At 66.9% G+C, this 16265-nt stretch carries 10 protein-coding genes; 5 read left to right on the top strand and 5 right to left on the bottom strand.

Features of this window, described 5'->3' with window-relative positions:
- Positions 1-421: 421 nt before the first annotated feature.
- Positions 422-2719 carry a T9SS type A sorting domain-containing protein gene (locus tag JW958_09495; protein MBN1826490.1) on the top strand — a complete coding sequence of 766 codons (2298 nt, stop codon included), beginning with the start codon at positions 422-424 and terminating at the stop codon, positions 2717-2719.
- Positions 2720-2793: 74 nt separating this feature from the next.
- On the opposite strand, the gene clpB is transcribed toward JW958_09495, so the two are convergent.
- Positions 2794-5505, bottom strand: a complete 2712-nt coding sequence (gene clpB / locus JW958_09490) for an ATP-dependent chaperone ClpB (protein ID MBN1826489.1) — start codon at positions 5503-5505, stop codon at positions 2794-2796.
- Positions 5506-5772: 267 nt separating this feature from the next.
- Positions 5773-7122: an HD domain-containing protein gene (locus JW958_09485; protein ID MBN1826488.1), complete on the bottom strand. Its 1350-nt coding sequence runs from the start codon at positions 7120-7122 to the stop codon at positions 5773-5775.
- A gap of 143 nt (positions 7123-7265) precedes the next feature.
- On the opposite strand from JW958_09485, the gene JW958_09480 reads away from it, so the two are divergent.
- Positions 7266-8609, top strand: a complete 1344-nt coding sequence (locus JW958_09480; protein ID MBN1826487.1) for a hypothetical protein — start codon at positions 7266-7268, stop codon at positions 8607-8609.
- Between the two features lie 30 nt (positions 8610-8639).
- On the opposite strand, the gene ispG is transcribed toward JW958_09480, so the two are convergent.
- On the bottom strand, positions 8640-10469 hold the full coding sequence (gene ispG / locus JW958_09475) for a (E)-4-hydroxy-3-methylbut-2-enyl-diphosphate synthase (protein ID MBN1826486.1): 1830 nt from the start codon (positions 10467-10469) through the stop codon (positions 8640-8642).
- A 191-nt stretch (positions 10470-10660) separates the two neighbouring features.
- Between ispG and JW958_09470 the strand changes: the two genes are divergently transcribed.
- Positions 10661-11782 carry a mechanosensitive ion channel family protein gene (locus tag JW958_09470; GenBank protein ID MBN1826485.1) on the top strand — a complete coding sequence of 374 codons (1122 nt, stop codon included), beginning with the start codon at positions 10661-10663 and terminating at the stop codon, positions 11780-11782.
- On the opposite strand, the gene JW958_09465 is transcribed toward JW958_09470, so the two are convergent.
- Positions 11761-12870 carry an aldo/keto reductase gene (locus tag JW958_09465; GenBank protein MBN1826484.1) on the bottom strand — a complete coding sequence of 370 codons (1110 nt, stop codon included), beginning with the start codon at positions 12868-12870 and terminating at the stop codon, positions 11761-11763. The two genes, JW958_09470 and JW958_09465, sit on opposite strands and share 22 nt — an antisense overlap.
- Before the next feature lie 322 nt (positions 12871-13192).
- On the opposite strand from JW958_09465, the gene JW958_09460 reads away from it, so the two are divergent.
- Positions 13193-14557 carry a T9SS type A sorting domain-containing protein gene (locus tag JW958_09460; GenBank protein MBN1826483.1) on the top strand — a complete coding sequence of 455 codons (1365 nt, stop codon included), beginning with the start codon at positions 13193-13195 and terminating at the stop codon, positions 14555-14557.
- 208 nt (positions 14558-14765) lie between these two features.
- Positions 14766-15338 carry a biotin transporter BioY gene (locus JW958_09455; GenBank protein ID MBN1826482.1) on the top strand — a complete coding sequence of 191 codons (573 nt, stop codon included), beginning with the start codon at positions 14766-14768 and terminating at the stop codon, positions 15336-15338.
- A gap of 107 nt (positions 15339-15445) precedes the next feature.
- Here the strand turns inward: JW958_09455 and JW958_09450 are convergent, their stop codons facing one another.
- Entirely contained in the window at positions 15446-16219 is a 774-nt protein-coding gene (locus JW958_09450; protein MBN1826481.1) for an RNA methyltransferase, read from the bottom strand.
- Positions 16220-16265: the final 46 nt, after the last annotated feature.

Genomic DNA, 16265 nt, shown 5'->3' with positions numbered 1-16265 from the left:
TCGGCGAAGGAGAACCGGTTTTGCAGCCCGCCGCCCGCCGTCGCAGTAGCTCCCACCCCCCATCGCCGAACGAAAAAGTGGACGCGGTAGCCGACCGCGCCCACCGGTCCCCATCCGCTCAAGAGGGCAGAGAAGAACGAGCGTTGGGGATAGAACTCGGAATCACACGCACGCTGCGGAATTCAGGGGGGGGTGAACCGTCCGCCGGTGGGAGACGCGGCTGTGAAACGAGGAAGCAATTCAGCTCCCGAATCGACGCGGTCGTTGCAACCCTGACTCCGACCGCAGTGAATCCATTCCGAAAGTATAAACGGCGCAAGGGGTTGTCAAATGAAAAAGGGGCTCCGCCCCGGACAGCCAAAACGACTATACTTAAGATTAAGATGCTTCGTTCCCTCAACCGGTCGAGGAGAATGTTCAGATGAGCCGAAAGGTATTTTTCTTTCTCGCGATCGCACTCCTCCTCCCGGCCGCGCTCCCGGCCGCGTGGGCGGACGACGGCGAAGGCGTGGATCCCTTCCGACGGGCGGAGATGGAGAGGCGACTCCTCGCCGCCGTCCGGCAGGCGGACACCCCAGCGAAAGTCCCGGCCCATGAATCCGTTTACGACGTTCTCTCCTATCGCATCGACGTGCGGCTCGACCCCTCCGACTCCACCGTGGTCGGCGAAGTCGTCCTGTCCGCCCTCTCGTTGACGGACACCCTCGACCGGATCGACCTGGACCTCAGCGACTCGATGACCGTCGATTCCGTCGCGGGCGCTGCGGTCGCCTTCTCCCACGCCGGCGATCTCCTCGCTTTGGATTTGGACCGGACCTATCTGTCCGGAGAGACATTCGAAACGCGCGTGCTCTATCACGGCACCCCGCGTAACATCGGATGGAAGGGCCTCTACTGGCAGGCGAACGGGACCGACCCGGTCGTGGCGAGCATGGACGAGCCCTTCTTCTCCCACTACTGGTGGCCCTGCAAGGACGTCCCCTGGGACAAAGCCGACTCCTCCGAGGTGATCCTCACCGTTCCCGAACCGATGACCGGCGTGTCGAACGGAATTCTTCTCGACGTGGATTCTCTCTCCGAGTCCGGCTGGCGTTCCTTCCGATGGAAAACCCGGCACCCCCTTCCCCCCTATCTGATCTTCGTCGCCGCGGCCGAGTACGAACGGATCGACGACGTTTACGAGTACGGGTACGACGACTCCATGCCGATCAGCCACTACGTCTGGCCGATCCACCGGGACGCGGCGGCCGTCACCTTCGAACTCCTCCCGCAGATGCTCGGCGTCCTCGAAAACGTGTACGGCCCCTATCCCTTCCGGGACGAGCGGTACGGCCACGCCGTGATCTACGGTCTCGGCGCGATGGAACACAACACCTGCACCAGCTTCGGCGATCGTCTGGTGGTCAACAACCATTCCACGGACAACGTGGTGGTCCACGAGTTGGGCCACCAGTGGTGGGGAGACCTGGTCACCTGCGCGGACTGGAACCATCTTTGGTTGAACGAGGGATTCGCCACCTACACCGAGACCATCTGGTTCGAGCACCTCTACGGCTCATCGATCCTTCCGAACCGTATGGCGCGAGAGGAGTACCACGGCTCCCAATCCGTCTACATCGATTCCATCCCGGACGAGGACGGCATATTCGACGGCCGTTACGTGCCGGCGATCTACGGCAAGGGATCGTGGGTGCTGCACATGCTCCGGCATAAAACCGGATGGGCGGGCTTTCTGGGAATCCTGCAGAGACACCGTAACGATTCCGTCGCGCGCGGCGGCTACGCCGACACCGAGCAGTTCCGGGCGAGTTGCGAGGCGGAGACCGGCCTCGACCTGGAGCGCTTCTTCCGGCAGTGGGTGTACCTCTCCGGTTCCCCCTCTTTCCGCGCGCTCCCCTTCGTGAAGCCGGGCGCGGACAGCCTCTGGATCCTCCTCGCCCAGGATCCGCAGCAGGACACCTGCTTCGCCGCGGATCTGGAGATCACCGCGCTGCTCGAGGACGGGACCGACACGCTGCTCACCGCGCCGATCGGCAATTGGGTCGACACGCTCCGTCTGGACGCGGGCGGCCCGGTCGCGGGCGTCCTCTTCGACGAAGAGAACTGGCTGCTCGACGACGGCTTCACGACTCCGCTCGACACGGCGCTCGCGCTGGAGGGGGACGGCGGCCGCGCACTCCTCCGTTGGGCGGTGGAGGATTCATTCTACAGCGGCGTCCGCCTCTATCGCGGCGACTCGGCCGAGGGACCATGGACGATCCTCGCCGGAGGGACCCAACCCCTCGACCTGGAGGGGAGCTACGACGACGGCGTTCCCACGGGAGGCGCCGCCTACTACGCGATCCGCGCCGTCTCCGATTCCCTTCCCGGCTGGGTGTCGACCCCCTCCAATGTCGTCGAGATCGCCACGCCGACACAAACGGAGTTGGTCTTCGGCACCGAGGAGAGTCCCGCCTCGCCGAACCCCTTCATCCTCGGCGCTCCCTATGTCTTCCGTTTCAACCTCGCCCGCTCCGGACCGGTGACGGTGCGCGTCTACGACGTGTCGGGCCGCCTGGTCCGCACCCTCCACGACGGGTCGATGCAATCCGGTTTCGCTCATGAAGTGGCGTGGGACGGTACGAACGGCGGAGGACGAACAGTCGCCCCCGGCGTCTATCTGATCCGCTTCGAATCGGGGAACATCACACTCACGCGGAAGGTCGTGGCGCTGCGGTAGGCGATCGGGGAGAGAGAAAAAGCCGGATAAAATATATGTAACAACCGTTCTCGGGTGTTGCGTTTCCGAACGTCTTACTCGACCACTTCCGCGTCGTCGATCGGGCCGTCGTCGAAGCCGGCCTCTCCCTTCTCCACGGCGCAGCGCGCGGCGCGTTCCTCGGCACTCTCCCCCTCCGCCGGCGGCTCGACCCGCACGTCGAGGGCGCCGCCATCGACGCCGACCACGACCCGCGATCCCTCGACCGCCTCGCCCGCCACGAGGGCGCGCCCGATCCGGCTCTCCAACTCGTGCTGCAGAAACCGTTTGAGCGGCCGCGCGCCGTATACGGGATCGAAGCCCTCCCGGGCGATGAATGCCCGCGCATCCTCGGTCATCTCCAACCCGACGCACCGATCATCCAGCCGCTGCCGAAGCTCCGCGGTCAGCAGGTCCACGATACGCTCGATCTCCTCCAGGCGGAGCGGCTTGAAGAGGACCACGTCGTCCACGCGGTTGAGGAACTCCGGGCGGAAATGGCGGCGCATCTCCCGCATCACTTCCTCCCGCGCCGCGTCGTCGATCTCACCCTGGTCGGTCACCCCTTCCAGCAGGTGCGTCGACCCGATGTTGGAGGTCATGATGATCACCGTGTTCTTGAAATCCACCGTGCGCCCCTGCGCGTCGGTGGCGCGGCCGTCGTCCAAGATCTGCAGCAGCACGTTGAAGACGTCGTGGTGAGCCTTCTCGATCTCGTCGAAGAGGAGCACCGAATAGGGCTTCCGCCTCACCGCCTCGGTGAGCTGTCCTCCCTCCTCGTAACCGACGTAGCCGGGAGGCGCGCCGATCAGACGCGACACGGTGTGCCGCTCCATGTACTCGCTCATGTCGATGCGGACCATGTTCTCTTCCGTATCGAAGAGCGCCTCGGCGAGGGTCTTGGCGAGTTCCGTCTTCCCCACGCCGGTGGGTCCGAGAAAGATAAAGGAACCGATGGGGCGGCGCGGGTCTTTGATACCCGAACGGGCGCGAATCACCGCGTCCGCCACGAGGCGCACCGCTTCGTCCTGGCCGATCACGCGCCGATGGAGGATCTCGTCGAGGCGGAGCAGCTTCTCCCGCTCCCCCTCCACGAGGCGCGTCACCGGGATGCCGGTCCAGCGGCTCACCACCTCGGCGATCTCCTCGGCGGTCACCTCTTCGCGAAGCAGCCTCTCGCCGGCGCCCTCCTCGATACGCTTCTCCTCCGCCCTCAGCTTCTCCGCAAGCTCCGGCAACCGCCCGTGGCGCAGCTCGGCGGCGCGGTTCAGGTCGTAGGCGCGCTCCGCCTCCTCCGCGTCGCGCCGCATCTTCTCGATCTCCTCCCGGAGCGCGCGCACCCGGGTGATCGCCTCTTTCTCCGCCTCCCACTGCGCCCGCATCCCGTCCGCCTGCCCCTTCAAATCCGCCAGCTCCCGGCGCAGGCTCTCCAGCCGCTCCCGACTCGCCCGATCCTTCTCTTTCTTGAGCGCCGCCTCCTCGATCTCGAGCTGCATCACGCGCCGGGTGACCTCGTCCAAATCCGCCGGCATGGAGTCGATTTCGGTGCGGATCATGGCGCATGACTCGTCCACCAGGTCGATCGCCTTGTCCGGCAGAAAGCGGTCCGAGATGTAGCGATTGGAAAGGATCGCCGCCTGCACGAGCGCGTTGTCCTGGATCCGCACGCCGTGGTGCACCTCGAAGCGCTCGCGGAGCCCGCGCAGAATGCTGATCGTGTCCTCCACCGACGGCGCGTCAACCAGCACCGGCTGGAAACGCCTCTCCAGCGCGGCGTCCTTCTCCAGGTGCTTGCGGTGCTCGTCGAGCGTGGTGGCGCCGATGCAGTGCAGCTCCCCCCGGGCGAGCATCGGCTTCAACATGTTCCCCGCGTCGGTGGACCCTTCGGTCCGGCCGGCGCCGACGATGTTGTGGATCTCGTCGATGAAGAGGAGAACCCTCCCCTCGCTCTTCTTGATCTCGCCGAGCACCGCCTTCAGCCGCTCCTCGAACTCGCCGCGGAACTTGGCGCCCGCCATCAGCGCGCCCATGTCGAGAGAGAAGACGGACCGGTCTTTCAGCCACTCCGGCACGTCGCCGCGGACGATCCTCTGCGCCAGCCCCTCCACGATGGCGGTCTTGCCGACGCCCGGCTCGCCGATCAACACCGGGTTGTTCTTCGTCTTGCGCGAAAGGATACGAATGACGCGGCGGATCTCGGCGTCCCGCCCGATCACCGGATCGAGACGTCCCCGACGCGCCTCGGCGACCAGGTCGATGCCGTACTTTTCGAGCGCCTCGTAGGCTCCCTCCGGCGAGGCGCTGGTCACCCTCTGCCCCCCCCGCACCTTGCCGAGCACGTCGAGGAAACGCTCGCGCGTCACGCCGGCGTCGTGGAGCGCGCGGCCCGAGGCGTTCTTCGTTCCCTCCTCGATCAGCGCGAGGACCAGATGCTCCACCGACACGTACTCGTCCCGCAGCCGCTTCGCTTCGTCCTCGGCGCGCACGAATATTTTCTGCAGACGGGCGGTCACGTAGATCTTCCCCGGTTCGGCGCCCGGACCGGATACGGACGGGCGGGCCGAGAGTACGCGCTCCATCTCGGCGCGCATCTCCTCCGGCTCGATCTCCATCCGACGGAGCAGCCGGGGAAGAAGGCCCTCGGCCTGTTCGAGCAGCGCCAGCAAGAGGTGTTCGCCGTCCACCTCCTGGTGGCCGAAACGCACGGCGGTCGACTGAGCGGCCTGCACCGCTTCCTGCGATTTCTGCGTCATTCGGTTCAGATCCATGGTTTCGCTCCGTCTCTTCTCTCTCTTCTCCTGTGGCCGCGCACCCACGAGCCGTCCCGCCTGCCGGCGGGCGGGCGAGTCTTCTCACCCTCTTCCTCTCCGGTATCATTTATAAGGTAAGAGAGGGGAGGGCGCGGCGCAAGAGCAGGAATCGCATGTTTTATAAGGCGTTACGACACCAGCCCGAGAGGAATTCCCGAAAAGAAAGAGGGGGGAGAGAAGGGGACGAAGGAGTCTCCCGCAAAAGCCACAAGACGCGGAAGGTGCTCAGCGGTGGCGTTCGAGCCAGAGGAGCGCGCCGTCCAGGTCGGCGAATTCCCCTTCGATCTGCGCTTCGAAGGCGCGGTCGAGCATCTCCCCCATCTCCGGGCCGGGAACGTACCCGCGCTCCAGAAGATGACGGCCCATCAGGATCGGTTGGGGAGCCCGGTCCGCCACCTCGAGATCGCGCGCCTGTTCCAAGAGCCAGTCGCCGGCGGGGAAAACCCGGGCGAGCGCGTCCGGCGTGGTCCTTCCGTAATGATCGGCGCGGGCGTGGCGCACCAGCCTTTCGATCGGCACCTTGACGGCGAGGCGGCGCACCGCGGCGGGCCCGGCGCCGCATTTGTGGAGAGAATGCGGCCGGAGGTGATGCACCACCAGGGTGACCACCTCCTCGACGAGGCGTTTCTCGCGTGTCATTCGACCAAGGAAGCTCCGCGTCGGTCCTTCCCCCATCTGCTCGTGATTCGGAGAGCGGATCCGGCCGTTCTCGTTCACCGTGGCGGGCGGTTTCCCCAGGTCGTGGCAGATCGCGGCGAGCATCAGGATCAGATCCACTTCGGGGTCGCCGGTCCGGAGCGACGCGGCGGCATCCACCACCATCAGCGTGTGCACCCACACGTCCCCCTCGGGATGCCACTCGTACTCCTGCGGGCAGTCGATCAGAGTCTCCAGCTCCGGGAAGAAGCGGAGCACGCCGAGAAAACGCATGGTCTGAAGCATCACCGAGGGAAATTCCGAGTCGAGGAGGCCGCGGCGAAACTCCTCGAATATCCGCTCCGGCGGCAGCTCCGAGAGATCGAGGGCCCGGCAGAGATCGGCGGTCTCCCTTTCCACATGGAAGAGGAAGCGCGCCGCGAAACGACAGACCCGCAGCACCCGGAGTGGATCCTCGCCGAAGTGATCCGGATCGACGGCGCGGAGCATGCGAAAGCGGATGTCCCCCCGTCCGTCGTGCGGATCGAGCACTTCGCCGCTCAGCAGGTCGAGCCCCATGGCGTTGATGGTGAGGTCCCGGCGCCGCCCCGCCTCCTCGAAGGAGAGGTGCGGATCGGACTCGACGTGGAAACCCTTGTGGCCGGAACCGATCTTGGTCTCCCGCCGCGGGATGGAGACGTCCACTCCGCCCACCTTGAGCACGCCGAAGGCCTTCCCCACCAAGTCGACGCGTCCGAAGGGGCGAAGCACCTCGATCAGGCGGTCCGGTTCGAGGCCGAACACCTCCAGGTCCACATCCTTGCGTTCCTCGTCGATTCCGAGGATCCGGTCGCGGACGTAACCGCCCACGGCGAGGGCGCGTCCCCCCGCGTCGCGCACGGCGACCGAAATGCGTTCCGCCAGTTCCGGCTGATCCATCACGACCCTCCAGCGGCGCGGCGGACACTCCCGCCGGCCCGCGTTCCACCCCGCATTATAGACGATGGGGCGGCGGCGGCGCTCGCTTTCTCCCGGCGGATCGGGTAACCTGTTCGATACCGAGAAAGGAGAGGCGTGAAGCGATGGCGGCGTTCTGGAAGAAGGACCCCGGAAAAATGAAGGACCAGGCGGTTCGTCTCGCCGAAACGGGGCGGTGGCCCGAGGCGATCGAAACGCTCGAGGCCGCGCTCCGGCACATCCCCAAGGGGGGCGATCCGGTCCGCTTCGAGATCGAGAAACTCCTGAAGGAGTACGGCGCAGCGCACCGTGCGTTTCTGATCGAGACGATCACGCGGCTCTTCGAGGAGGGGAACCGGGAGAAGGCGAAAGACCTGGCCGAGGTGGCCGAGGCGTTTTCGCGCACCGAGGCGGAGCGGGAGGAGATCCGCGCCCTCGTGCGCGCCCACCCGCGGATCGACGCGCGCAAGTTCGAGAAGCCGCCCACGCCGGACCGTTACCCGCCGGAGCTGGTCGATTCCCTGCTGCAGGGATACATCGAGCTGGCCGATCCTGTGGAGCGCCGCGCCCTCGAGTCGCGCCCCCTCTCTTTTCAAAAGGCCTTCGTGCTCTGGCACCAGGGAGAGCCGGAGGGGGCGCGGGAGGCGGCGGAGGAGTATCTGTCCAAGCGGATGGACGATCCCTTCGGCCAGATCCTCCTCGGCCTTTCGCTTCTCGCCCTCGGCGAGGACGACCGGGCGTTCCCGCTCATCGAGACCGCCGCCGCCGCCGACCCGCCGCCGATCCGCGCGCTCGTCGCCCTCGCCGGCCTGGAGCGGCAGAAGGAGAACCGGGACCGGGCGGCGGACATCATGGAAAAGGCGGTCGCGCTCGTCCGCGCCGCGCCGGACGATTTCGGCGAACGGCGCCGCGAGGAGGTGTACTCTCTCGCGCTTCAGCTTCTCGCCGAAGCGGAACGCCTCGACCGCGCGGAAGAGCTCTACGTCGAACTCCGGGAGGAGAAGGCGCTCGAAGAGAACCTGATTTTCGAGGCGAACATCCACGAAGTGCGCGGCGATGTCGACGAGGCCGCGGCGGCGTGGAACCTGCTCATCGGCGCCAACCCGATGAGCAGCGCCATTATCGGCCACGGCTCCGGCTCGAGGGTCAGCTACGACAATCTCGAGGCGGCCGGCGACTTCTTCCAGAGGAACGCCCGCCTGAAACGGGCACTCGATCTTTACCGCGGCGCGGCGCTTCTTTATACCAGTAGGATCCACGAGAACGACAACGAGTTCACCTTGGAGCCCCTCGTCCGTCTCAAGGCCAAAATCGCCCTTCTTCTCATGGAAACCTTCAAATGGGGCGAGGCGGAGCAAATGGTCCTCGAGCTGGAGTCCATCGACCCTCCGCCGCCCCAGGCCGCGGAGCTTCGGAAGAAACTGGACGAGTCGTGGGAGGAAGAGGAAACGGAGGGAGAGGAAGGCTAGTCCCGCGCGGAACCGCCGAGGGGAAAGACCCTACGGCTCCCGCCAACGCCCCCGCTTTTTCAGGAGATCGACCAGTCGATCCACGGCCTCTTCCTCGGGGACGCCGCGTTCCACCTTTTCCCGGCCCGCGTAGAGATCGACGCGTCGGCGCCCGCCGCCGACGTAGCCGAAGTCCGCGTCGGCCATCTCCCCCGGGCCGTTCACCACGCACCCCATGACGGCGATCTTCAGGTTCTTCAGGTGGGAAGTTCTCTCGCGCACCCGGCGGACCGCCGCCTCCACGTCGAGGGTGGTCCGGCCGCAGCAGGGGCAGCTGATGTACTCCACGCGGGTCAGGCGCCGGCGCGTCCCCTGCAGAAGATCGAAAGCGGCGGAAGGGGCGGCGCCCCGGATCCACAGAACGCTTCCGAAACCGCCGAGCAGCGGGCCGGCGGCGCGCACCGCCCGTTCCAGAGGATCCCGAGCTCCGCTCTCGACGATCACCACCGGCCAGCCGAGTCCCCTCGCCGCGAGCGCGTCGTCGAGCGCGGGGACGAGGTCCGCGGGCGCGCCCGACGGCGCCCCGATCGCCGCGCCGCCGCGCGCCGCTTCCGGCATCTCGTCGACGAGCCTGTCGATCATCCGCCCGATCTCGCGAACCGAGGCGGCCCGGAGCATCGGGAAGGGGACGATACCCGATGACGCGAGCGCCCGGCCGAGCGCCGTCCCCTCCTCCGCGGAGTCGAGCGGGTAATCGAAGAGGAGCCCGTGCGGCGGCGCGCCGCACGCCGCGAGATCCCGCGCCGGCCGGTCGCTCCGAAGAAGAACCGCCGCTCCCGCCCGCGCTTTCTCTTTCACCGCGCCGCGCTCTTCGACCACCGACAGTTCCGGCGGCTCGCCCGTCTCTCCCGCGGCCGCTTCCGCGTCCGCCATCACCGCGAAGGGAGCCGCGGCGCCGATCGAAACCGGCCCGACGCGGAGAGCCGGAATCTCACGCGTCGCTCCGCCGCCGCCGCGCCGCTCCTCCCGCTCCTTGCGCGCCTTCTCACCGAAACCGACGATCGCGCGCGCCGCCGGGATCTCCTCCACCGGGTCCTCGGTGAGCGACACGCGCACCGTGTCGCCGAGCCCGCCCGCGAGAAGCGCGCCGATCCCCGCGGCGCTCCGCGCGCGCCCCTCCTCCCCGAGCCCCGCCTCGGTCACGCCGAGGTGAAGCGGGTAACAACCCCCCTCGCGGTCGACCCTCTCCGCGAAGAGGCGGTTCGCCGCCACCGTCACCGCCGGGATAGAAGACTTCAAGGAAACGATCACCTCCCGGTAGCCGAGCCGCTCGCACACCCGCAGATACTCCAGCGCCGATTCGACCATCCCCTCCGGCGTGTCGCCGAAACGCTCGCACATCCGCGCCGAGAGGGAGCCGTGGTTCACGCCGATCCGGAGCGCCGCCCCCCGCTTCCGGAGCGCCTCCACCAGCGGGCCGAAAATCTCCGCCGCCCGCCCGGCGCCCTCTTCAAAGGTCTCCCCCCGGACGGTCCGGTCCGGCCGGTCGGCGAAGTTCCCCGGGTTGATCCGCACCTTCTCGGCGACTTCGGCGGCGGCCAGAGCGGCGCCGGGGGCGAAGTGCACGTCCGCCGCGATCGGCACGTGCACGCCCGCGGCGCGGAGCGACTCCCGCGCGCGGGCGATCGCCGCCACCGATCGGAGCGTGGGGACGGCGAAACGAACGATCCGCGCGCCGGCGCGCGCGAGCGCCGCCGCCTGCCGCGCCGTCGCCTCGGCGTCCTCCGTGTCCGTGTTCGTCATCGACTGAAGAACGATCGGGTGCTCGCCGCCGACAGGCACGTTCCCCACCATCACCGTTCTGGTTCGCCGCCGTTCCATCCGCCGGCCTCCTTCTCCCTCCCGACGATAAAACGGCGCGGTGCGGAACACAAGCGCCGCCGCCGGCCGGCGCGCGCCCCTTCGCGCCGCCCCTTCTTCGCGCCTCCGATTGCCGCCGCCGGCCGAATTTGTTAGCGTCTCTCTCTCGACGAAGAACAAAAACGAACCGCCGATCAAGGAGGGGATTTTCCATGGATCGTCTGCGCGAAATCTGGAATCTGGGCTTTCAGGGGGTGACCGTCGGCGACGGCGCCACGCTGGTGGGGATCCTCCTCGCCGCGCTCATCGTCCGCAAGATCTTCCAATCCATCATCTTGGACCGGCTCAGAAAACTCGCCGACCGGACCCGCACCGACATCGACGACCACCTGATCCAAGCGGTGGAGCGCCCCGTCGGCGCACTGATCATCCTCGTCGGCTTCCGCGTCGCCTTCGCCGTGCTCCGGCTGCCGTCGGAGCCCCTCGACGTGCAGCGTTTCCTTCGCGTGTTAATCATCGTTCTCATCACGCTGGACGTCACCTGGCTCTTCATCCGGCTGACCGACGTGCTGACCCTCTTTCTCGCGAAGATGACGCAAAAAACCGAGTCCACTCTGGACGATCAGCTGGTGCCGCTCATCCGCAAGACGGTCAAGGTCGTGTTCGCCATACTCGCCTTCGTCGTGGTCGTGCAAAACCTGGGTTACCAGGTCACCGGGCTCCTCGCCGGCCTCGGCATCGGCGGCCTCGCTTTCGCCCTGGCCGCGCAGACCACCCTCTCGAACCTCTTCGGATCGGTCACCATCATCCTGGACCGCCCCTTCCGCGTGGGAGAGCTGGTCTCCGGCGACGGCTTCCTCGGAGTCATCGAGGAGATCGGCCTCCGCTCCACGCGGGTGCGGACGCTCGACAAGACGATGGTCACGGTGCCGAACGCCAAGCTCGCCGACATGACCGTGGACAATCTGACCCAGCGGTCGCGGCGGCGCGTGCGCTTCACCCTGGGGGTCACCTACGAGACCGACGCGGACCGGATGGAACGGGCGCTGGAGCGGATCCGCGCCGTCTTGGAGGCGCGGGAGGACGCGGAACCGGGCTCGATCGTCGTCCGCTTCGCCGGATTCGGCGACAGCAGCCTGGACATCCTGGTGCAGTTCCTGTCGATTCGTACCGACTGGGCGGAATACCTCACCGTCCGGCAAGAGGTGAACCTGGCGATCATGCGCGAGCTGGAGGCGCTCGGCCTGGAGGTCGCCTTCCCGACCCGCACCGTTTATTTCAGGCAAGAAGATAGTTGGGGGCCGGACGCCGCTCAGGAGCCGAAGAGCGCGTAGAGGTCCCGCTCCCGGAGGGGACTGCGCCGGGCGAGCGAGAGATTTTCCGCCACGTGGTTCTCGCGGCTCATGCCGACGAGGATGGTGTGCAGGCCGGGGATGGAGCGCGCGAACTGAATCGCCCGCACGGCGTTGGATTCCAGGTCCTTCATCCCTTTGACGAGGAAGTCGGGGAACTTGGAGAGGATCCGCCCTTGAAGGAGGGGGACGCTGGCCGCCGTCAGAAGGCCGAAGCGTCCCGCCGCGTCGATGGCGCAGAGCTGCTCGCCCTCCACCTCCTGGGCGTTCAACGCGTACGCCTCCATCATGGCCGCGTTGAAGGGGATCTGCACGGAGACGAAATGGTGGTTTTCGCCGCCCACTTCGCGGGCGATCTCCACCAGGCGGGCGAGCGAAAGATAGTTCGGGTGAGAAAGGTCCACCCGAAAGGCGTCCCAGGAGGAAACGCCGTAGCGAGCGATTCGCCCCTTGGCGGCCTGCTCCTCCAGAACGGCGAAGGCGCGCCGGAGCCGATTCGCGAAATCCTCCTCGCGGAGCACCGCGGCGTGCACCTCCGGGTTGTGCAGGTAATAGAGGTCGATCCTCTCCACCCGCAGGTTCTCCAGGCTCCTCTCGATCTGATCCTCCAGGAAACGGGGCGCCAGGCTGTGGCAGCCGCCCACCAGGTCTTCCGGCTCCATCAGTCCCGTCTCGACGTAGTTCGCCCGGATGAAGGCGCGGATGTTCGGCGGGGGCTCGTCTTCGAAGGGGATGTAGCCGCCCTTGGTGGAGAGGAAAACCTCGTCCCGCCTGAGAGAGCCCTCGGCGATCATCTCCTCCAGCGCCTGGCCGACCACCCTCTCGCTCCGCATGCAACGGTAGTTGATCGACGTGTCGATCCAGTTGCATCCGTAGGGGAGGGCGGCCCGAACGGCCCCCTCGTAAAGCGTGTCCGTGTCGGCGTCGTGGGGCCCCAGATAGGTGCCCATGCCGATGCTGCCGAGGTGGAGACCGCCCCAAGTCCGGAAGTGGTCCTCGGGGATCTTGCCTTCGAAACGCTTTGTGTAGTCTAGAGTTCCGGCCGCGGTCGCGGCGATGTCGTCCGCCAAGGCGTTCTCCTCCCCACGTGTGAGCGGGTAGAAACTAACAGAACGACCGGTCGCTTGGCAACGGTCCAATCGCTTGGCAACGGTCCAACGCGCCCCCGTTTTCCCCCTCCCTTCCGGCCTCCTCCCCCCGGCGCGCCCCGGCCGCCGATTTCAATTGCCCATCCACAGATCGATCCTATATACTTGTTTCGACAACCTTTTCGTATGCGGGTGCGACCCCGCGTCCGGCGCGGTCGCCGGGCGTGTTTACGCATAAAACAGAATATGCATTGGAACGTGATCTGGACGGGGCTTTCTCCGACCCCACCTGAGGAGGTCGTCCATGTCTGTTTCGCGTCGGTCTCCCGCCCGCCTCCCAGGCGCGCTCGCGCCCCTCTGCCTTCTCTTCGCCGTCATGACGAACCCCGCGACCGCCTACTCGCCGCCCCCCGTCGAACCGGAGAGCCTCCGGGCGGTGGTGGTGACCATCGACGGGATCCGGGACCAGGAATTCCACCAGTGGAACGGGCGGTTGATCGACTGGATCGATTCGCTCGGCGCGTACGTTCCGGATCTGGTGAACCTCACTATCGGTTTCACCGATCCCAACCACGCGATCCTCTGGGGGAGCGGCGAGCCGAACCAGTGCCGCAATGGGGAGGGGCATCCCCAAGATCCGATGCACTTCGAGTTGATTCGCAAGCAACGGGGCCTCCCCCGGAGCGCCACCGCCTTCAGTTCCGGCAAGATTCATCTTTTCAATCAGAACATGCACTCCGCCCACCCGGACTACGGGCAACCCTTCGAACCGTGCACGCTGATCGCCCGGTCCGATCCGCCCCCCGAACTGGAGGGGCTGATGTGGTACCAGGGTCCCGACTCGCTCATCCTCCACCGTTCCATCGAACACCTCGACACGGCGGATGTGGTCTGGATGGGGATCAATCTCTCCGAGTACGACATGATGAGCCACATGCCCGGCTTATACGCCTGCGATTTTGACACCCTTTGCTATTGGACGCGGGCCGAGGAGATCTACCGGGAAGCGGAGCGGCTCGTCATCGAGGAACTCTGGCCCTTCCTGCAGGGGCACCCGCGCTACCGAAACCGGACGGTCCTCATCGTGGCGACCGATCACGGCAGGCACCTGGACGACATAAGCTACGGTTTTCACAACCACGGCCACGGCTGGCTCCCGGACAGCAGCGGCTGCGCCCCTAACTGCGCCGGTTGCCGCGAGATCTGGGCGATGTTCATCGGCCCCGGCGTGCTCCGGGGGACTGTCGCCTCGGGGACTTACTCGATTCGCGACGTGGCCCCCACGCTGAGACAAATGATGGGCTTCGAGAACCCCTTCGAAACGGGGACGCCGATCTCCGAGATCCTGGAGACGCTCACCTCCGTCGATGGACCGAAGACGCGACCCGCCGCCAATCCGAGGCTCGATCCGAACGTGCCCAACCCCTTCCGGAGCTCCACGGTGATCCGTTATTACCTCCCCACCCCCTCGCCTTGTGAGATCCGCGTGTACAACGCCGCGGGGCGAGTCGTCTTCTCGCACGGCTGGGAGGCGCAGGGAAGTGGCGCCCACTATTTCACCTGGGACGGCTCCGACGATCTCTGCCGCCGTCTCGCGCCGGGGGTTTACTTCGTGAACCTCCGTACCGACCGGGGTTGCCTCTCCCGCAAGGTCACCCTTCTTCGATAGGCGGGCCGTTCGGTCGTGGACGAACCTCGCGGGCGGGGGAAAGAATCCCCCGCCCTCCTTTTCCAGGCAACGGTCCCGTACGCCTCTTCAGTTTACGGATGAGTGATGGGCCGTTCTGTGGTATACAGGAGGTCCGCGCCTCCGGAAGGGGGCGGTTTTCGCGGAAAACCGAACCGCCGGGCTACGGCCCGGTTTCGAGGAGAAGAAAATGCAACGGCAAGCGGTTCTTACACTTGCGGATCTCGTTCTTCCCCGGCGGGGGCTTCTCGCGCGCGGGGCGGCGGTCCTCGGGGGGACGCTGCTGATCGCCCTTTCGGCGCAGATCGCGATCCCCTTCGTCCCGGTTCCCCTGACCGGCCAGACTTTCGCCGTCCTTCTGGTCGCGGCCCTTCTCGGCGGGCGCCTCGGCGCGGCGACCATGATCGCGTATCTGATCGAAGGGGCGGCCGGCCTTCCGGTCTTCTCCGGCTGGAGCGGCGGCGCGGCCCGCCTCTTCGGCCCCACCGGCGGCTATCTGATCGCGTTCGTTCCCGCCGCCTGGATCGTCGGCTCTCTCTGCGAGCGAGGCTGGGATCGCCGCTTCCCGACGGCCGCTCTCGCCATGATCGCCGGAAACGCGGTCATTCTTCTCGGCGGCGTCGCCTGGCTCTCCCTCTTCACCGGCGTCGCGCGCGCCGCCGCCGCCGGCCTGGTCCCCTTCCTCGCCGGCGACATCCTGAAGATCGTCCTCGCCGCGCTCGCCCTCCCGGCGGGCTGGCGTCTTCTGGGCCGCACCCGGTAGGCGAGACCGAGCGGAACCGCTTCGGCCGAAAAAGAAATCGGGGGAGGACACCGGTCCCCCCCTTTTTTTATCCATGAATCTTTTGCCGGCGGTCGATCGAAAGCGGTTTACTCCCGCCGCTCTCCCCTCGGACGGGGCCCGCGGATTCGCGAAGCGAGGGTGAAGAAGGTCTGCGTCTCCTCGGCGCTGAGCTGGGCGCGGTGGAGGATCAGACGGAGATGGCGAACCAGCGCGACGCGACGCTTCTCTTCGAATTCGTTGACCCGGAGCGCGTGGTCCATGGTCTCGTACAGCCTCTCCAACTCCTCAGCGGTGGCGGGCTTCGGACGGGCGACGCTCTCCGCCGGCTCCCTGAGGGCGAGGGCCGTTTCGTAGGCGAGGAGCATGACCGCCTGGGCGAGGTTGAGCGAGGGGTGCTCCATCGGCGTCGGCACGGTGATGATCAGGCGGCAGCGGAGCACGTCCTCGTTGCTGAGCCCCGTCTTCTCGGGACCGAAGAGGATCGCCACCCTTTCGTCGCCGGGAATGGAGGCGAGCCGCCCGCTCCACTCCCGCGGAGTGACGATTTCGGCATGGTGGCGCCGGGTGCGGCGCGTGGTTCCCACAACCCATGCGCAGCCGGCGGTCGCCTCCTCCACCGTGCCGTGGGTCTCCGCCCCGTCGAGGATCTCCTCGGCGCCGTGGGCCATCGCCTCGGCGTGGGGCGTGCGCCATCCCTCCGGCGGCGAGACGAGCACGAGCCGCCCGAAACCCATCGCCTTGATCGCCCGCGCCGAAGCGCCGATGTTCCCCGGCTCGGTGGTGCCGATGAGGACGAAGCGAATCTCCTCGCGCGACGGCGCGTCCTTTCGATCGATCCAAAAAGGTCCGTCCGCGAACATGACCTCATCCTCTCACGGTGTCGCGGGGAAAGCCCACGGGAAGCGG

It is taken from the genome of Candidatus Eisenbacteria bacterium, from assembly GCA_016930695.1.
Lineage (GTDB): Bacteria > Orphanbacterota > Orphanbacteria > Orphanbacterales > Orphanbacteraceae > JAFGGD01.
Note: the sequence above shows the minus strand (reverse complement) of the source record. Positions and strands in the feature narration are given on the sequence as shown.